The 18,081-nt window shown below is 59.9% G+C and carries 19 protein-coding genes and 1 pseudogene; 5 read left to right on the forward strand and 15 right to left on the reverse strand.

Annotation, left to right across the window (positions count from 1 at the left end; translation table 11 throughout):
- The first annotated feature begins 64 nt into the window (after positions 1 to 64).
- Positions 65 to 583 (forward strand): acyloxyacyl hydrolase, encoded by a 519-nt coding sequence (locus tag AC07W5_RS23860; protein ID WP_494991787.1) that lies wholly within the window; start codon positions 65 to 67, stop codon positions 581 to 583.
- A 71-nt stretch (positions 584 to 654) separates the two neighbouring features.
- Here AC07W5_RS23860 and AC07W5_RS23865 read toward each other — a convergent pair whose 3' ends face one another.
- From AC07W5_RS23865 to AC07W5_RS23890, 6 genes and pseudogenes are all read right to left on the reverse strand, one after another.
- The gene (locus AC07W5_RS23865; RefSeq protein WP_494991788.1) at positions 655 to 960 is read right to left on the reverse strand and encodes a YkgJ family cysteine cluster protein; all 306 of its coding nucleotides are present in this window, start codon (positions 958 to 960) and stop codon (positions 655 to 657) included.
- 118 nt (positions 961 to 1,078) lie between these two features.
- Positions 1,079 to 1,855 (reverse strand): SDR family NAD(P)-dependent oxidoreductase, encoded by a 777-nt coding sequence (locus tag AC07W5_RS23870; RefSeq protein WP_495024451.1) that lies wholly within the window; start codon positions 1,853 to 1,855, stop codon positions 1,079 to 1,081.
- 185 nt (positions 1,856 to 2,040) lie between these two features.
- Positions 2,041 to 2,565: pseudogene (locus AC07W5_RS23875) on the reverse strand (deoxyribodipyrimidine photo-lyase); the annotation flags it as partial.
- Positions 2,566 to 2,574: 9 nt separating this feature from the next.
- Entirely contained in the window at positions 2,575 to 3,513 is a 939-nt protein-coding gene (locus AC07W5_RS23880; RefSeq protein ID WP_494991791.1) for a MerR family transcriptional regulator, read from the reverse strand.
- Positions 3,514 to 3,516: 3 nt separating this feature from the next.
- The gene (locus AC07W5_RS23885; protein WP_495024452.1) at positions 3,517 to 4,482 is read right to left on the reverse strand and encodes a YbgA family protein; all 966 of its coding nucleotides are present in this window, start codon (positions 4,480 to 4,482) and stop codon (positions 3,517 to 3,519) included.
- A gap of 180 nt (positions 4,483 to 4,662) precedes the next feature.
- On the reverse strand, positions 4,663 to 5,649 hold the full coding sequence (locus AC07W5_RS23890) for an NAD(P)/FAD-dependent oxidoreductase (protein ID WP_494991793.1): 987 nt from the start codon (positions 5,647 to 5,649) through the stop codon (positions 4,663 to 4,665).
- A 210-nt stretch (positions 5,650 to 5,859) separates the two neighbouring features.
- Between AC07W5_RS23890 and AC07W5_RS23895 the strand changes: the two genes are divergently transcribed.
- Positions 5,860 to 6,762: a TIGR01777 family oxidoreductase gene (locus tag AC07W5_RS23895; RefSeq protein WP_494991794.1), complete on the forward strand. Its 903-nt coding sequence runs from the start codon at positions 5,860 to 5,862 to the stop codon at positions 6,760 to 6,762.
- Positions 6,763 to 6,775: 13 nt separating this feature from the next.
- The gene (gene hemH / locus AC07W5_RS23900) at positions 6,776 to 7,798 is read left to right on the forward strand and encodes a ferrochelatase (protein WP_495011195.1); all 1,023 of its coding nucleotides are present in this window, start codon (positions 6,776 to 6,778) and stop codon (positions 7,796 to 7,798) included.
- A 123-nt stretch (positions 7,799 to 7,921) separates the two neighbouring features.
- Here hemH and AC07W5_RS23905 read toward each other — a convergent pair whose 3' ends face one another.
- Entirely contained in the window at positions 7,922 to 9,196 is a 1,275-nt protein-coding gene (locus AC07W5_RS23905) for a uracil-xanthine permease family protein (protein ID WP_494991796.1), read from the reverse strand.
- A gap of 2 nt (positions 9,197 to 9,198) precedes the next feature.
- The gene (gene upp, locus AC07W5_RS23910) at positions 9,199 to 9,837 is read right to left on the reverse strand and encodes a uracil phosphoribosyltransferase (protein WP_494991797.1); all 639 of its coding nucleotides are present in this window, start codon (positions 9,835 to 9,837) and stop codon (positions 9,199 to 9,201) included.
- A 165-nt stretch (positions 9,838 to 10,002) separates the two neighbouring features.
- On the opposite strand from upp, the gene AC07W5_RS23915 reads away from it, so the two are divergent.
- Both AC07W5_RS23915 and AC07W5_RS23920 read left to right on the forward strand, forming a co-directional pair.
- Positions 10,003 to 10,560, forward strand: a complete 558-nt coding sequence (locus AC07W5_RS23915) for a hypoxanthine-guanine phosphoribosyltransferase (protein ID WP_494991798.1) — start codon at positions 10,003 to 10,005, stop codon at positions 10,558 to 10,560.
- Between the two features lie 3 nt (positions 10,561 to 10,563).
- Positions 10,564 to 11,037, forward strand: a complete 474-nt coding sequence (locus tag AC07W5_RS23920) for a WbuC family cupin fold metalloprotein (RefSeq protein WP_495024453.1) — start codon at positions 10,564 to 10,566, stop codon at positions 11,035 to 11,037.
- Positions 11,038 to 11,246: 209 nt separating this feature from the next.
- Here the strand turns inward: AC07W5_RS23920 and AC07W5_RS23925 are convergent, their stop codons facing one another.
- From AC07W5_RS23925 to AC07W5_RS23955, 7 genes are all read right to left on the reverse strand, one after another.
- Complete coding sequence (locus AC07W5_RS23925; protein WP_495024454.1) at positions 11,247 to 12,839, reverse strand: aldehyde dehydrogenase (NADP(+)); 1,593 nt, start codon at positions 12,837 to 12,839, stop codon at positions 11,247 to 11,249.
- Positions 12,840 to 12,898: 59 nt separating this feature from the next.
- Positions 12,899 to 13,816 carry a dihydrodipicolinate synthase family protein gene (locus tag AC07W5_RS23930; protein ID WP_494991801.1) on the reverse strand — a complete coding sequence of 306 codons (918 nt, stop codon included), beginning with the start codon at positions 13,814 to 13,816 and terminating at the stop codon, positions 12,899 to 12,901.
- Positions 13,817 to 13,913: 97 nt separating this feature from the next.
- Positions 13,914 to 14,951 carry a trans-3-hydroxy-L-proline dehydratase gene (locus AC07W5_RS23935; protein ID WP_494991802.1) on the reverse strand — a complete coding sequence of 346 codons (1,038 nt, stop codon included), beginning with the start codon at positions 14,949 to 14,951 and terminating at the stop codon, positions 13,914 to 13,916.
- 27 nt (positions 14,952 to 14,978) lie between these two features.
- Positions 14,979 to 15,701, reverse strand: coding sequence for an amino acid ABC transporter ATP-binding protein (locus tag AC07W5_RS23940; protein ID WP_494991803.1), 723 nt, complete (start codon positions 15,699 to 15,701; stop codon positions 14,979 to 14,981).
- Positions 15,694 to 16,344, reverse strand: coding sequence for an amino acid ABC transporter permease (locus tag AC07W5_RS23945; RefSeq protein ID WP_494991804.1), 651 nt, complete (start codon positions 16,342 to 16,344; stop codon positions 15,694 to 15,696). The genes AC07W5_RS23940 and AC07W5_RS23945 overlap by 8 nt, the downstream gene beginning before the upstream one ends.
- A gap of 10 nt (positions 16,345 to 16,354) precedes the next feature.
- Positions 16,355 to 17,020 carry an amino acid ABC transporter permease gene (locus tag AC07W5_RS23950; RefSeq protein WP_494991805.1) on the reverse strand — a complete coding sequence of 222 codons (666 nt, stop codon included), beginning with the start codon at positions 17,018 to 17,020 and terminating at the stop codon, positions 16,355 to 16,357.
- A gap of 196 nt (positions 17,021 to 17,216) precedes the next feature.
- Entirely contained in the window at positions 17,217 to 18,035 is an 819-nt protein-coding gene (locus AC07W5_RS23955; protein WP_495024455.1) for an ABC transporter substrate-binding protein, read from the reverse strand.
- Positions 18,036 to 18,081 lie beyond the last annotated feature (46 nt).

Raw genomic sequence — 18,081 nt, forward strand, 5'->3', positions numbered from 1 at the left:
TCTGTTGAGTAGTACGAAAACCATACGAAAACCATACGAAATCGTTCGGAAAAGGATGTTTCTAATGAAGCGACTATTCTGTTTGGCTGCGCTTGCGGCCGCACTGTTGGGGCAAAGTTTTTCGGCACAGGCTGCTGGAGTGGAGTTCGCGATTGGCGAGACCAGCGACTCGACCCAGACCTACCGCCTGGGTATGCAACTGGATTGGGACAAGAGCTGGCTACAGAGTAATGTCGGTCGTCTAACCGGCTATTGGAGCGGCGCCTACACCTTCTGGAACGGCGACAAAAAGCCGAGCAACCACAGCCTGTCATTCTCTCCGGTACTGGTTTATGAGTTCGCCGGCGAAACCGTCAAACCTTATGTCGAGGCAGGGATTGGTGTGTCATTGTTCGCCCACACCGAGGTGGAAGACAACAAGTTGGGGTCGTCGTTTCAGTTCGAAGATCGCATCGGTTTAGGCCTGCGCTTTAGCGGTGGACATGAAATCGGTATTCGCGCGACTCACTATTCCAACGCCAGCATCAACAGCCATAACGACGGTATAGAGAGCTACGCGCTGCATTACACGATGCCGCTTTGATCTGAACACTGGCCAGGGAACTATTGTGGCGAGGGGCTTGCCTGCTCGCCACAAATGCTTACGTTTGAGATTCAACGGTACGCGGTAGCAATCCCTTGGCGTTCGTTGATGCAATCCGCTTCACCCATCTCGAACTCCCGGCAGATCAGCGGGCGTTTCTCGTAGATGGTGCACATCATGCTGTTGCGGTCCAGCGCGGCGCACCAGCCATCATCCAGACGCAGCATGACTTCCCCGCCCCAATCGTCAGTGTCGATAAAGCGTTCAGGCACGCCGGTGTCGGTGATCAGCATGACTTCCAGTTGGCAGCAGCAGGCTGCGCAGGTGGAGCAGGTAATCGCCGGTTCGGCAATTTCGGTGAGGGGGATGTTGGTCATAGACGCGCAGTGTAAGGCAGTGGGCCCGTGCTGTGTGAAAGGCCTGACGGACGCCCGGTGAGCTAACGCTTGCCGGGCAGCGGTCGAGTGTCCACTGCCGATGATGTCGACACTACGGCTAGTCCTCGGTCGTCGGTCCGTTTCGGACCATGAGCTGGTCGATCGCCGGTTTCGTCTGGTTGGGAAGCGTTGACAGCGGCCAGAACTGCGCCATGAACAAGGCCGGAAAAGCGACCTCCAGGGGGCGATCCTGGATTTTCTCCAGGATATGCCGCGCGGCTTTGTCCACCGGCCAGCTCGTCGGCATGGGGACGTCGTTTTTATCGGCCAGTGGGGCGTCGACGAAGCCAGGACTGACCACGGTGACGGCGATGCTTTGCGGTGCCAAATCGACGCGCAGGGACTCGAACAGATAGCGCAAGCCGGTTTTGGACGCGCCAAAGGCTTCGGATTGCGGCAACGGCAGGTAGGTCACCGAGCTGGCGATGCCCACCAGGTGCGGTAAGTTCCCGGCGCGCAGCAGGGGGAGCGCAGCTTCGATGCAATAACTGCTGGCAAGCAGATTGGTGCGTATTACATGCTCGATGATCGATGCGTCTAACTGCCTGGCGTCGACGTATTCACAGGTCCCGGCGTTGAGGATCACCGTGTCGAGAGCCCCCCAAATCTCTGCGATGTGCTCGCCGACTTCCCGGACTTGCTGGCCGTTGGTGAGATCGGCGGGCACCAGCAGCACTTGCCCCGGGAAGCGCGTGGACAGTGCTTCCAGCGGCGCGACAGTTCGCGAACTGACAGCAAGATGCACACCGGACCTGAGCAGTTCTTCGGCCAACGCGGCACCGATTCCGCTGCTGGCCCCGGTCAGCCAGATACGACGTGCAGGTGTGCGACTCATCCCATTCTCCTTTTTAGCCATGCGATGGCTTGGCTAACCGCAGACAAAGTTTCATAACGCAGGGCCCTGGCATCGAAATAATATCCCATGACCATCCGCAGGCGGTTGTGCATCCATCCGGTTTCCAGCAATTAGCGCATGGCTGCGTCGATGATGGGTAACGCCGTCCGCGCCTGCTGCCAGGCGGCCAGTTCTTCGGGGGCTGCGATCAGTCGTGGCAGTGCGCCGTGCAGGCGGGAGTAGCAGACTTTGCGAAACTGGCTGAAGACCTGGAAGTAAGTGCCCGTTTTGGTCAGCACGCTGCCGGGCTTGAACAGCAATTGATCGAGGTAGCTGTGAAAGGTGACGCCATGAGTTTGCAGCGCTTTGGCGACCGCCGCATCACGCTGGCTTTCATGAGTGCCGTATTCCTCGTTGGCGTGAACCGCGTCGATACCGAGTTGTTGGCATAACTCAAGTAGCACATGGGGTATTTGTGCCCAAGTAAGGGCATGGCGGATCAGCAAGGGGATATTCAGTTCGCCCAGGGCTTTGCTTAGCTCGCGTAGATAGCGCAGCCAGAAGTCGACTTTGCACGGAGCGTCATCGTGGGCCTGCCATTGCTCCGGGCTCAGAAAGTACACGGCTACGGTCGGGCCGCACACTGCGGCGGCTGTAAGGGCAGTGTTGTCATGTAGGCGCAGGTCGCTGCGCAGCCAGATCAATTGCATGGTCGTTCCTTAAATTAGACCGCACTGAACCAGTCCCAGGTGAGTCGACAAAGGATCTTCGGCCAGGAATAAATCAGCAATTTCAGCGGTGCTTACGGACAACTCGGCGTGGTGGATGCACACCGTTGCTCCTGCAATGATTTTTGGGCAACTGATACCGTTCAAAATTTTCGGCAGTTGGCTCACATTCATGGCTTTGCTCGAATACAGCAGTACACCACGGGCTTGCAGATGATCGACTGCCATTGCCAGTTCGCCAGCGGGCAGTGGCCAATCGAAGACTTCCACGGGGCAATCGGCGCTGCTCACCAACCAGGCGGTGAGCCACAGATGGGGCTCCAGCGGCAGGTCCGAGTGGTTGATCAGCAGCAGCGGTGCCCCGCGCAACTGGCGGTTGTTGTGGTAGATCCTCGCGCCGAACTTGCTGCGCAGCCAGGAATAGAAAAACACCCGCTCCATCCGTGTACCGAACTGGCCCTGCCAACGCTGATCAAGTTCTGCCAGTAGCGGTATGAGCAGTTGTTCACACAACGTTCGCGGGGGATACAGCGACATGGCCTGGTTGAAGGTATCGTCGACCTGGCGTTCGGCCAACTGGCTGATGGCGTGCATCATGCTCTGACGCAGGGCGTGCCAATCGTTGTCGGCTGGCTGGGCGAAAGCCTGTGGGGTGTCGAGCAACTGCTTGACCTGACTGACGGCAACACCGCGATTGAGCCAGGTCAGAATCGTCAGAATGCGCTGCACATGCTCGGCCGAGAACAGCCGGTGACCTTTGGGCGTGCGCTGGGGCACGATCAAGCCGTAACGCCGCTCCCATGCCCGTAGCGTGACCGCGTTGACGCCGGTCTGGCGGGCGACTTCGCGAATCGGTAGCCAGCCTTCGTCCAGCGCCCTTTGGTAGTCGGGGGCAGGATCATCATTGGTTGTGGTGTCGGGCTTGGCCATGGTCTAAATCGCACTTTGCAGGCTGAGGTTTTCCGGGTGCGGTTGCAGATACACCTGCTGCGCCACATACGGATCGGGATGCTGGCGCAAGTGATGCTTGAGCAGCGTTAGCGGCACCACCAGCGGCACGATGCCGTGGCGGTACTGGCCGATGACATGCTGCAGTTCCTGCTTGTCTGCAGCGCTGATGGTTTGCTTGAGGTAACCACTGAGGTGTTGCAGTACATTGGTGTGGGTGCGGCGGGTGGCGCATTTTTTCAGCGCCACCATCAGCCCGCTGAAGTAGCGCGGGCCGAGCTGGCTGGGATCGCACTTGCCCATGCTGCCGAGCAGATTGCCCAGGGTTTTGTATTGCACCGGGTTATGGGCCATCAGCAGGTATTTGTAGCGCGAGTGGAACCCGGTCAATCCGTGGCGGCTCAGGCCGTCCTTGAGTAACTGCTGCCAGGCGGTATAGGCGAAAACCCGGGTCAGAAAGTTTTCTCGCAGTACCGCATCATTGAGGCGGCCGTCTTCCTCTACCGGCAAATCAGGGTGCAGCGCGCAAAACGCCTGGGCGTAAACACCGCGACCACCACCATTGATCGGCATGCCGTTGTCTTGATAGACCTTGACCCGTTCCAGCCCACAGGACGGCGACTTCTGCATGAAGATGTAGCCGCTGATGTCATTGAGCACGAGCGCCATTTTCTGGCCGTAATCAGTCAATGGTTGGGTGACATTGATGTCGTGATGAACCGTGCCGACAGCGTGTGGTTGCCCAGGGTCACCTACCAATCGGACAGGTTCGCGGGGAATGCCCAGGCCAATGGCGACTTCCGGGCAAACCGGGATGAAGTCGAAATACTCAGTGAGGGTGCGACTGCACAGGTGCGACTGCTTATGCCCGCCGTTGTAACGCACCTCGGCACCCATCAGGCAAGCGCTGACAGCAATTTTCGGTCTGGTCGCAGCAAGGTCGCTGGGCATTGGAGAACCTCGGATCTATAGCTATACAAATCATTGTGTCTGTACAGCTTTTGTTCATCATAGATTCAAAGGTCTACAAGTCAAATTGTCTGTATAGGTATTTTGTGGAGGTTTGCCGGGAGAGGTCGCGGTGGGCTGCTGTCCATTTCGACAGCAGCAATTTGCGCGCTTTGATGCGGTTTACTGCAGGTGTTCGTGCAAGCGTCGGGCGGCTTCCTGACCGCTGAGCCAGGCCCCTTCGACCCGCCCGGAAAGGCACCAGTCGCCACACACATACAGACCCAGATCGGCGTCGGCCAGCGCCCCCCATTCATGACTGCTGGCCGGCCGGGCATAGAGCCAGCGGTGGGCGAGACTGAAGGTCGGAGCGGGCATGGCGCTGTGCAGCAGTTCGGCGAAAGCGCCATGCAGTTGCTCGATCACTGCCTCTTTTGGCAGATCGATATGCTGCCGGCTCCAGCTACTCGTGGCGTGCAGTACCCAGGTATCGAGCGTGTTGTCGCGCCCCGGTTTACTGCGGTTGCGAGCCAGCCAGTCGACCGGGCTGTCCTGTATGAAGCAGCCTTCCATCGGGGTGTCCAGCGGTGTTTCGAATGCCAGGGCAATGGCCCAGGTCGGATCCATCTTCACCCCGGCAGCGACACCGGCCAGTTTCGGCGCGGAAGCCAGCAGGGCGGTGGCCTGAGGCGCTGGAGTGGCAATCACCACATGACTGAAAGGGCCATGGGTGAAGCCTTCGGCATCTTGCAGATGCCAATGTTGTTCGCCACGGTAGACCTCAGTGATGCGGCAGGAAAAATGCACTTCCATATCGCCGATCAGGGCACGGGTGATGGCGCTCATGCGTGGCGTACCGACCCAGCGAATCTGTTCGTCCGGCGAGGGGCTGAGCTGGCCGCCGTGGAAGTTATAGAGTTGCGGCAACCATACGGCGACCCAGCCATTGGCTTGCCAGCGCTGGACTTCGATGACGAAGCGGCGGTCGCGGGCGGTGAAATACTGCGCACCCATGTCCAGCGCGCCAGCGTCACTGCGCTTGCTCGACATGCGTCCGCCGCTGCCACGGCTTTTATCGAAAAGCTGCACTTCATACCCGGTATCGCGAAGTGCCTGGGCAGCTGAGAGTCCGGCGATACCGGTACCGATGATTGCGATGGGTACAGTCATAGGGGCCTCGCTTACCTTTCAGTACAGACTACGCCGTCGTTTAAACCTATACAATATTGTTTTTTGGTATAACTTTTGGCGTTCTCGGTCTTACAAGCTGTTCTAGATAGGTTGTCCTATTGTTAACCATAGGGCTTATCCGATTGAAAAGATCCCTGCTTATAAAAATAGACTAGTGATCCGGGTAAAACGCCATGCGAGGAAGATGTCATGCACATATTGCTGACCGGCGGTACTGGTTTGATAGGACGTCAACTCTGTCGACACTGGTTGACCCGGGGCCATCGTTTGACTGTGTGGAGTCGTCGACCCGACAAGGTGACCAAACTCTGCGGAGTCCAGGTACGTGGAATAGGTCGGCTCGAGGAAATCGGTCCGGATCCGGTCGATGCGGTGATCAACCTCGCCGGTGCGCCCATTGTTGATCGGCCCTGGACCCACAGGCGCAAGGCAAAGCTGTGGAGCAGCCGGATCAGCCTGACCGAAACCTTGCTCGCCTGGCTGGAAAGTCGCGAGCAGAAACCCCGTGTGCTGATTTCCGGTTCGGCGGTGGGTTGGTACGGCGATGGCGGTGAGCGTGTGTTGAACGAGGACTCGCCTCCGGTCAGTGAAGACTTCGCCAGCCAGTTGTGTATTGCCTGGGAAGAGACGGCACAACGTGCCGAGGCCATGGGCATTCGCGTGGTACTGATCCGCACCGGGCTGGTGCTGGCCGCCGAGGGCGGCTTTTTGTCGCGCCTGTTGTTGCCGTTCAAACTGGCGCTGGGCGGGCCGATCGGCAGTGGTCGGCAGTGGATGCCATGGATCCATATCAACGATCAAATCGCCCTGATTGATTTTCTTCTGAATCAGAATGATGCACGCGGTCCTTATAATGCCTGTGCGCCTGAGCCTGTGCGCAATCGCGAGTTTGCCAAGACCCTTGGCAGCGTGTTGCACCGACCGGCGATACTGCCGATGCCGGCCTTCGCTTTGCGAGTTGGCCTGGGCGAGTTGTCACTGTTGCTGCTGGGTGGCCAGCGGGCCATGCCGACGCGTTTGGTGGCGGCGGGTTTCACTTTCCAGTTCACTGATTTGCGCGCGGCCCTGGACGATTTATCCAGCCGCCTTTGAAATAGGACGTTGCATGACCGATCACGCGTTGCTCCTGGTCAACCTGGGTTCGCCAGCTTCCACTTCGGTGGCAGATGTGCGCAGCTACCTCAATCAATTTCTGATGGACCCTTACGTCATCGACTTACCCTGGCCGGTGCGGCGTTTGTTGGTCTCGCTGATTCTGATCAAGCGCCCTGAGCAGTCTGCCCAAGCCTATGCGTCGATCTGGTGGGATGAAGGCTCCCCGCTGGTGGTGCTCAGCCGCCGCCTGCAACAGGCGATGACCGAGCAATGGAAGCAGGGACCGGTGGAATTGGCGATGCGTTATGGCGAGCCGTCGATTGAAACGGTGCTGACTCGCATGGCTGCCCAAGGCGTGAAGCGCGTGACGCTTGCACCGCTCTATCCGCAATTCGCCGACAGCACCGTGACCACGGTGATCGAGGAAGCCAAACGCGTGGTGCTGGCTAAGAAACTGGCGGTGCAGTTCTCGATCTTGCAGCCGTTTTATGATCAGCCGGAATACCTCGACGCCTTGGTGGCCAGTGCCAAGCCGCATTTAGAGCAGGATTTCGATCACCTGCTGCTGAGTTTTCATGGCTTGCCAGAGCGGCATTTGAAGAAGCTTAACCCTGGCCATAGCTTCGAAGGGGGCGGGGATTGCTGCCGTGATGCACCGCCGGAAGTCGTGGCGACCTGTTATCGCGGCCAGTGTCTGCGCACCGCACAGGCCTTTGCGCAGCGCATGGGATTGCCGGAGGGCAAATGGTCGGTGTCGTTCCAGTCCAGGCTGGGCCGCGCCAAATGGATCGAACCCTACACCGAAGCACGTCTTGAGGCGTTGGCGCAGCAGGGCGTGAAAAAAATTCTGGTGATGTGCCCGGCATTCGTCGCCGATTGCATAGAGACGCTGGAAGAGATCGGTGATCGTGGGCGAGAACAATTCCGCGAAGCGGGTGGTGAGGAGCTGGTGCTGGTGCCGTGTCTGAATGACAACCCGCAGTGGGCGCATGCGTTGAATGCGCTTTGCGAGCGGGCGCCGATTGTGTTGTAGGAGCAATGATCGTTCCCACGCTCCCGCGTGGGAATGCCTCACTGGACGCTCTGCGTCCGCTCTTACTGTGACGCGGAGCGTCACGGGCTGCATTCCCACGCAGAGCGTGGGAACGATCAAGGTTTAGAGCAACGACTCATCCGCCTTCTTGTGCTTCCAGCTATCGTTACCCGGCAGGATCAGGTTCAGTGCAATCGCCACCACGGCGCACAAGGCGATGCCTTTGAGGCCGAAGTCGTTCGGGCCTGTCCCGGTACCGATCAGCACGCCGCCAATCCCGAACACCAGGGTCACCGACACAATCACCAGATTGCGCGCTTCGCTCAAATCGATTTTGTGGCGAATCATCGTGTTCATCCCCACTGCGGCGATCGAGCCGAACAACAGGCAGAGAATCCCGCCCATCACTGGCACCGGAATGCTCTGCAACAACGCGCCGAATTTACCGATAAACGCCAGGCTGATGGCGAAGATCGCCGCCCAGGTCATGATTTTCGGGTTGTAGTTCCTGGTCAGCATTATCGCGCCGGTCACTTCGGCGTAGGTGGTGTTGGGTGGGCCACCCAGCAGTCCAGCGGCGGTGGTGGCGATGCCATCACCAAACAGCGTGCGATGCAGACCGGGTTTCTTCAAGTAATCACGGCCTGTAACACTACCGACCGCAATAACCCCGCCGATATGCTCGATGGCTGGCGCCAGCGCGACTGGAACGATAAACAGAATCGCCTGCCAGTTGAACTCGGGTGCGGTGAAGTGCGGCAGCGCGAACCACGGTGCTGCGGCAATCTTTGCGGTATCGACCACGCCGAAAAAGAACGCCATGGCGAACCCCACCAATACGCCGGAAATGATCGGCACCAGGCGGAAAATCCCCCTGCCGAACACCGCCACGATCAACGTAGTCAGCAGTGCCGGCATCGAGATCATCATTGCCGTCTGGTAGTGGATCAGCTCAGTCCCGTCGCCGGCCTTGCCCATCGCCATGTTGGCGGCAATCGGTGCCATGGCCAGACCGATGGAAATAATCACCGGGCCGATGACCACGGGTGGCAACAGTCGGTCGATAAAACCGGTGCCCTTGATCTTCACCGCAATGCCCAGAAAGGTATAAACGAAACCGGCCGCCATCACCCCGCCCATGGTCGCGGCGAGGCCAAACTGGCCCTTGGCGAGAATGATCGGCGTGATAAAGGCAAAGCTCGAAGCCAGGAACACCGGCACCTGGCGCCCGGTGGCTAGCTGAAACAGCAAAGTCCCCAGGCCCGCCGTGAACAGCGCGACGTTGGGGTCGAGGCCGGTAATCAGCGGCATCAACACCAGCGCGCCAAACGCCACGAACAACATCTGTGCACCCGACAGAATCTGGCGCCAGAGCGGGTCGTTGAACTCGTCCTGCATGCTCAAGCGTCCTTCTGCTTGGTACCGAAAATCTTGTCGCCGGCATCACCCAGGCCCGGAATGATGTAGCCGTGTTCGTTCAGGCGCTCATCGATGGACGCGGTGTAGATGGTCACGTCGGGGTGAGCCTTCTCCACGGCGGCGATGCCTTCGGGAGCGGCGACCAGGACCATGGCGCGAATGTCCTTGCAGCCGGCCTTTTTCAGCAAGTCGATGGTCGCGACCATCGAACCGCCGGTGGCCAGCATCGGGTCGATGATCATGGCCAGGCGTTCGTCGATTTCCGGAACCAGTTTTTCCAGATAGGTATGCGCTTCGAGGGTTTCCTCGTTGCGGGCCACACCCACGGCGCTGACCTTGGCGCCCGGGATCAGGCTGAGGACGCCTTCGAGCATGCCGATACCGGCGCGCAGGATCGGCACCACGGTAATTTTCTTGCCGGCGATTTTTTCGACTTCAACGGCGCCGCACCAGCCTTCGATTTCGTAACTCTCCAGGGGCAGGTCTTTGGTGGCCTCGTAGGTGAGCAGGGCACCGACTTCCTGAGCAAGCTCACGGAAGTTCTTCGTGCTAATGTCAGCGCGGCGCATAAGGCCGAGCTTGTGGCGGATCAGCGGATGGCGGATCTCACGGATGGGCATGGGGAAAGGCTCCGGCGGCGGGCAAAAAAACCGGCCTAGGTTAATCTATCCGAGGGTGTTGTCCTATAGACATGCTGTACGTTAGTCCAGAAACGCTTGATCTGACTTCGCAGGATGCGTACCTTTGCCCGCTTTTCCGAAACAGCCACCCCCTTGGAGAACGCCATGTCCGCTGATCTCGAGCATATCCGTCAAATCATGCGAGAGGCTGACTGCCTGTACACCGAAGCTGAAGTCGAGGCGGCCATCGCCCGAGTCGGTGCGCAAATCAACTTCGAGCTGGCTGAGCGTAATCCAGTGGTTTTCTGTGTGATGAACGGTGGTCTGATTTTCTCCGGCAAACTGCTGCCCCATCTGAATTTCCCACTGGAAGCGTCCTACCTGCACGCGACCCGCTACCGCAACGAAACCAGCGGCGGCGACCTGTTCTGGAAAGCCAAGCCAGAAGTTTCGTTCATCGACCGTGACGTTCTGATCATCGACGATATCCTCGACGAAGGTCATACCCTGGGCGCGATCATCGACTTCTGTAAACACGCCGGTGCCCGTGCGGTGCACACCGCCGTGCTGATCGACAAGGATCACGACCGCAAGGCTCGCCCTGATCTGAAAGCAGATTACGTCGGCTTGCCGTGCATCGACCGCTACATCTTCGGTTACGGCATGGACTACAAAGGCTACTGGCGCAACGCTGCGGGTATCTACGCCGTCAAAGGTATGTAAGACATGGCGACAACGGGTTTTTTCGATCAGTCATTGTTCGCCGAGCTGGCCGAAAAAGCCGCGGCCAGCCCGCGCGGTCGCCATCACCACAACTTCCACCAGATGCAAGAACCCTGTCACCGCATGGCCATTGGGATGCAGCCGGGTACCTACGTCCCGCCGCACCGGCACCTGGGTATCGACAAAGCCGAAACCATCCTGGTGCTCAAAGGTTGCCTTGGTTTGCTGGTGTTCAGCGACTCGGGCGAACTGCTGAGCAAGCGTGTCATGCAGGCCGGCGGCGATTGCCTGGGTGTCGACCTGCCGCCGGGCGTGTTCCACAGCTTTGTGGTGCTGGAGGCCGATACGCTGATGTTCGAATGCAAGGCTGGGCCTTATCAACCCGTGGGTGAAGGCGAATACGCTGATTGGGCGCCCCGCGAAGGTGAGGCGGGCGTGGCCGGGTATCTGGCCTGGATGCGTGCGCAGTTTGATTGAAGGCGGGCTGTGCAAACCCTGATTCCGCTCAGGTAAGGAATTTCTGGCTTCGCGTATTCCCCGTAGCAGCTGCCGAAGGCTGCGTTCGACCGCGAAGCGGTCGTAAAATCAGGCGTTGTGGTGTTACAGGTTAACCGCGGTTGCATGATTTGCGACTGCTGCGCAGCCGAACGCAGGCTTCGCCAGCTGCTACGGACCGCGTCGTCGCCTTAGCTGTCACGTCCCCACCCCTCCCGCGTATTCACCCCATCCACCAACCGTAAAATCCTCAACGGATTGGCGTTCTTCAGTGCATCCGGTAATAGCTCGTCCGGGCAGTTCTGATAGCACACGGGCCGCAAGAATCGATCGATCGCCAGGCTACCGACCGACGTCCCTCGTGCATCCGAGGTAGCCGGGTATGGACCGCCGTGAACCATGGCATCGCAGACTTCAACACCGGTCGGGTAGCCATTGAGCAGCAGGCGTCCGGCTTTTTGTTCGAGGATCGGCAGCAGGCTTGAGCACAACTCAAGGTCCGCCGGTTCGGCGATCAGGCTGGCGGTCAATTGTCCTTGCAGCGCGTGCAGTGCCTGTCTCAGCTCGGTCTCATCGGCCACTTCGATCAGGATGCTGGCAGGTCCGAAGACTTCCTCTTGTAGCAATTCATCGCCCTCGAGCAAGAGGCCGACATCGGCTTTGAACAGCTGTGGGCGGGCGTGGTTTCCTTGCGGGTCTTCACCGCTCAGCCGGCTGACCCGTGGATGCTGCAGCAAGCGTTGAACGCCTTGCTGGAAGCTGCGCAGCGTGCCGCTGTTGAGCATGGCCTGTGGCGGTTTTTCACGCATGTTCGCCGCGAGCTGTTCGCCGAAAGCGCTGAACGCCGACGAACGCAGACCGATAATCAGTCCCGGATTGGTACAGAACTGACCGCAGCCCAGCACGATCGACGCACTTAGCTCGCTGGCGATCGTTTCACCCCGTGCATGGAGAGCCGCCGGTAGCACCAGTACCGGGTTGACGCTCGACATCTCGGCGAATACCGGGATGGGTTGCGCTCTGGCTGCCGCCATGTCGCACAGTGCGCGCCCACCTTTCAGAGAGCCGGTGAAGCCAACTGCCTGGATCGCCGGGTGCTTGACCAGCGCCTCGCCAACGCCAGCTCCATAAATCATGTTGAACACGCCTTCGGGCATACCACAGCGTTGGGCGGCGCGGATGATTGCCGATGCAACATAGTCGGCGGTTGCCATGTGCCCGCTGTGGGCCTTGAACACCACCGGGCAACCGGCGGCCAACGCGGCGGCGGTATCGCCGCCGGCCGTGGAAAACGCCAGCGGAAAGTTGCTGGCGCCAAACACCGCAACCGGTCCGAGACCGATGCGCCATTGGCGCAGGTCGACACGAGGCAGTGGCTGACGTTCAGGCAGCGCGCGGTCGATGCGCGCACCGAGAAAATCGCCTCGGCGCAAAACCTGTGCAAACAAGCGCAATTGACCGCTGGTGCGCGCTCGTTCACCCAGGATGCGGGTGGCGGGCAGGGCGGTCTCACGACAGACGATGGCGATAAAGTCATCGCCCAGGGCATCGATTTCCTCGGCGATGGTTTCAAGAAATCCGGCGCGAGCGGTGGCCCGCAGGTTGCGATAGCTCGGGTAGGCCCTGGCGGCGAATTGCGCAGCGTTGTCGACCTCTTCGGCGTTGGCCTGGCTGAAGCGATAGGGCAGGGCTTCGCCGGTGCTGGCGTCAAGGCTTTGCAGTTGCTGATCGCCCAACGCGCTGCGGCCGAAGCCGATGAAGTTGTGGCCGGTAATGATAAACATAAGCAGAAAATCTCGGAGGGGCCGCGCCCGGTGAGGCGCGCGGCGGTCAGGACGGATGCTTACAAGCCGACATCCGGCAGCGTTGGGCGGTTGGCGAGGGCGGTCTTGATCAGCGCCTGGACTTCGCTGCGTTCGTGGTCGAGCAAGCCCAGGCGTGGAGGGCGGGTCAGTGCCGAGCCACGGCCCATTAACTCTTCGCAGAGTTTGATGCACTGCACCAGATCCGGACGGGCATCGAGGTGCAGCAGCGGCATGAACCATTCGTAGATCGGCATCGCTTCCTTGAAGCGGCCATCGCGGGCCAGTCGGAACAACGTCTCGCCTTCTTTCGGGAACGCGTTGGACATCCCGGAAACCCAACCCACCGCGCCGACGGCGATGCTTTCGAGCACCACGTCATCGAGCCCGGCGAACAGCACGAAGCGGTCGCCGACCTCGTTGCGCACGTCAATGAAGCGCCGGGTATCGCCCGAGGAGTCCTTGAAGCAGACGACGTTGTCGCAGTCGGCCAGAGAAATCAGGATGTCCGGCGTGACGTCATTCTTATAGATCGGTGGGTTGTTGTAGACCATCACCGGCAGGTCGATGCTGGCGGCTACGCTGCGAAAGTGCGTGGCGGTCTCGAAGGGTTTCGAAGAGTAGACCAGCGCAGGCATGAGCATGATGCCGTCGGCACCAACCCGCTGGATTTCCTTGGCGACCTTGCTGGCGTTGGCGCTGGTGAACTCGGCGACGCCGGAGATCACCGGCACCCGACCGGCCGCGGCGTCCTTGGCGAGTTCTACCAGGCTGATTTTTTCTTCGGTGCTCAGCGAGGTGTTTTCGCCGACGGTGCCGCAGATCACCAGACCTGAAACACCGTCGCGAACCAGGCCGCTGATGACCTTGTGCGTGCCCTCGTAGTCGATGGAAAAGTCACTGTTGAATTGGGTCGTGACCGCTGGGAAAACGCCGCTCCAGTTAACGTGCTTGCTCATGTTGCCTCCGCTGATGGAATTTTAGTATTTCGTATACGTTAGTGTTGAGCACTGAAAGTGCCCTGTGGTTCAAAAGTCTTTGTCAGATTAGCGTGCTTCAAATGTTCAGTTCGACCGGCCAGGTATCGGACAGTCGATAACCGCCGGGCCAAGGGTCACTTGGGTCAAGCAGGTGCTGGTGAATGCCGGTGATCCAGGCGCGCCCGGACAGGCAAGGGACAATCGCCGGACGCCCGGCAATTTCGGTGATGGCGTCGATTCGGCAATGAAACTCTGAGCCGATGATCGAGCGCCCGATAAAGGCTTCGCCAACCTCAAGTTGACCTTTGGCATGCAACACCGCCATGCGCGCCGAACAGCCCGTCCCACAAGGCGAACGATCAATCTTTCCGGGGCGAATCACTACCGCGTTGGCAGCGTTGGCTACGCCATTGGCACGATTGACCGGTGCGGCGATCTGGCAGAAGGAAATGTGCTTCCAGTCCGGGTTCAGCGGATGGACGAAGCCCAGTTGTTCGTTGGCGGCCTGGGTGATTTTCAGCCCTGTGGCCACCAGATCCGCAGCTTCATCGGCGGTCAGCGAGAAGCCCAGGCGCTGAGCATCGACGATCGCGAAACTGTCGCCGCCATAAGCGGTATCGACCTGTACGGAGCCTAGCCCGGGGACTTCGATCCACGCGTCCAGTTTGTCGGCAAACGACACCACATTGCGCACTTCGACCCGCTCGGCTTTGCCGTCACGGCATTGAGCGGTGACTTCGATCAGCCCGCCGGGCGCTTCCAGCACCAATCGGGTCACCGGCCCGGTCATCGGCAAAATCCCGCTGTCGAGCAGCACCGTGGCCACGCACAGGGAGTTGGAGCCGGACATCGGTGGTGTATCAGCCGGTTCCATGATGATCCAGGCCATGTCGGCTCGCGGGTCTTTGGCCGGAACCAGCAGATTGACGTGGCGGAATACACCGCCGCGCGGTTCGTTGAGGACGAAATTGCGCAGGGTCTGGTCTTGCGCAATCCAGCGCGATTGATCCCACAGGGTGGCACCGGGCGGCGGTGCGACACCGCCGACGATCACATCGCCGACTTCCCCTTCGGCGTGGCAACTCACCACATGAATGATCTTGCTTGAGCGCATGCTGGTCTCCTTTGAAGTCTCTGTGGGTTACACGACCGATTTGAGAAAGTCGGCGGTTTCCGGCCGTTGCGGCTGGCCGATCACCTGGTCTGGCGGGCCGATCTCATGGATCTTGCCGTTGCGGAAAAATGCCACGCGGTCCGAGACGTCCCGGGCGAAGCGAATCTCGTGGGTCACCAGCACCATGGTCATGCCTTCCTCGGCCAGCAGGCGCATGGTGTCCAGCACCTCGCCCACCAGTTGCGGGTCGAGGGCCGAGGTGGCTTCGTCGAAGAGCATGTAGTCCGGCGACATGGCCAGCGCCCGGGCAATCGCCATGCGTTGTTGCTGGCCGCCGGAGAGCTTGCTCGGGAAGACCTTGAGCTTGTCGCCGAGCCCGACGTGGGTGAGCTGGCGCACGGCGATCTCTTCGGCTTCCTGACGGCTTTTACCGAGGACTTTGCGCGGTGCGAGCATGACGTTTTCCATTACCGTCAGGTGCGGGAAGGCGTTCCATTGCTGGAAGACGATGCCGATCTTCTGGCGCAATTTGTTCAGGTCGGTCCCGGTGGCATGCACCGGTGTGCCGTCGACGCGGATCTGTCCACCCTGAATCGCTTCCAGGCCGTTGATGCACATCAGCAGGGTCGATTTACCCGATCCCGAGCCGCCGATGATCGACACTACTTCGCCTTTGTTCACCGTCAGGTCAACACCCTTGACCACTGCCAGATTGCCAAAGGACTTATGGACGTTCTCGATCTCAATCATTTTCCTGCCACCTCTGTTCGAGCCGCGCACCCAGACGGGCGATCACCAGGCTCATGACGTAGTAGATAAGGCCGGCCAGGGCAAGCACGAACAGCGGCTCCTGTAGCCGGGTGACAATGGTTTGCGAGGCACGCAACAGTTCGACGATGCCGATCCAGAGCACCAGCGAGGTGTCTTTCATGACCGCCAGGGTGAGGTTGATCCAGCCGGGAAACGCCACTCGGGTCGCCATCGGCAGGACGATGTGCAGCAAGTCCTGGGTGTGGCTCATGCCCAGCGAGCGCGCGGCACGGCGGGTGGTCGACGGCACCGAAAGCACGCCGCCACGGACGATCTCCGCGCAGTAGGCGGTGGCGTAGGTGCCGAGGATTACGCAGGCTACGCTGAAGGCGCTCCAGTTCAGGCCGATGATGGACTTGAACGAGTTGAGCAGAACGAACTGGATCAGCAACGGCACGCTGCGAAACACATCCAGCACCCACGCCAGCGGCAGGCTCAGACGTGGTAACAGAGCACGAAACAAGCCGCAAACAACCCCCAGCAGTGTGCCGATAAACATTGCCCAGAAGGTCAGCAGCAGGGTGGTGCCAGCACCTTGCAGCAGGTACTGAACATCGCCCCAGGTCAAACTCGATGTGTACATGGTGGGCTCCTCAGTACCGGAACAAACGCCAGGCCAGCAGGCGGGCGATCAGCACCACCAGTTTGGCCAGGACGAAGTAGAGAACGGCGGCGATGGCGAAGAACTCGAACGTGCGGAACGTCTTCACGTTCAACGCCTGGGTGACCCCGGTGAGGTCGCTGGTCAGACCGACCACCACCCCGAGCGAGGTCATCAGCAGCGCCCAGACCATTTGATTGGTCAGCGGGTAAAACACCACGCGCAACAGCTGCGGCAGTACCACCAGGCGATAGGCTTGCGGTGCACTCATGCCCAGCGAGCGAGCAGAGCGCAGTTGGGTGTCGGGCACCGCGTTGAGGCCACCGCGAAAGGTTTCCGCCAGGTAGCCGGCGTTGTTGAAGGTGATACCGATCAGCAGCGCCAGCCACGAGCCCATATGAATGCCAAAGGCACCGAGGCCGAAATACAGGACGTAGACCTGGAACAGCGCCGGGGTATTGCGCGCTACGGATACCCAGCTGGCGGCAATCGCCCGAAACAGACGTCGGTGGGACTGCTGGCCGAGGGCGAGAAACATCGCGATCAGGGTGCCGCCGAGCATCGACAGCACGGCGATTTCCAGGGTGATCCGGGCGCCGTCGAGCATGTCCGGCAGCGCCTGAAAGGCCGCACGCCAATGGAAGGTGTAGTCGAACATCAAAGGAGTTCCTTGGGTTTCAACTGGTTTGGGCGTTGTCAGTTAAAGAAATGAGGTCCCTATGTAGGAGCGAGCTTGCTCGCGATGGGCGTTAACGATGACGCGTATTCTCTGAATCGACGCGCCGCCCATGAGTCCATCGCGAGCAAGCTCGCTCCTACACGAGGACAAACCCAATCCCACAGGTATTCGGTGCTTAGCGATACACCCCATTCGCCGTCAGCTCCGGCGCGGTCCCGCCGACCCACTGGGCGAACAACGCCTGATAGCGACCGGAGCGCACTTGATGGTTCACAAACAGGTTGAGGTAGTTGAGCAGACCGTACTCGCTGCGCTTGGCGCCCAGGGACACGTAGTCGATGTCATAGGGTGCGGTGCCCGCGACGCTGAGGCTTTTGTACTTGCCGGACTTGATCAGTGATGAGGCGACGGTGGAGGTCACGGTGGTGGCATCAATCTGCCCCTGGCTCAAGGCAAGTACGGCATCAGCCAACGATTGATAGGCATGGAAGGCGCCTTTGCCGTTGGCCCATTTCTTCACGTCGTTTTCCAGTGAGATCGCTTCGAACGTACCGGCCGGGCCGCCGACCGAGCGGCCCTTGAGGTCGTCGTAGGTTTTGATCCCGGCATCGGTGCGGGTCAGCACCACCATCTGGAAGGCGAAGTAGGGAATGGTCATGCCTACGGTTTTGGCGCGCTCCAGGGTGTCGGAGGTCGATGCCACGATCACATCGGCGCGGCCCGAAACCAGCGCTGGAATGCGGTCAGGGAAAGGCGTTTCGACGATCTCGGCTTTAACCCCGAGGGTTTTTGCCAAGTCATTGCAGTAGTCGACGTCGAACCCGGCCGGAGTGTTCTTCTCATCGCGAAAGCCCATGGGTGGGAAGTCGAGCGTGACGGCGCAGCGCAGGCTGCCGGACTCAATGATGTCATCGAGTTTGTCGGCCTGGGCCAGGCCAATGAACGCAGTGCTCAGAACGGCGGTGAAGAGGACGGCGGATGCAGGGTTTTTCATAAGGGGCCTCGTTGTCGGATGGTGTCGAGCAGTGGGCAGTTCTTAT

Source organism: Pseudomonas sp. GW821-FHT01E05 (genome assembly GCF_059422425.1).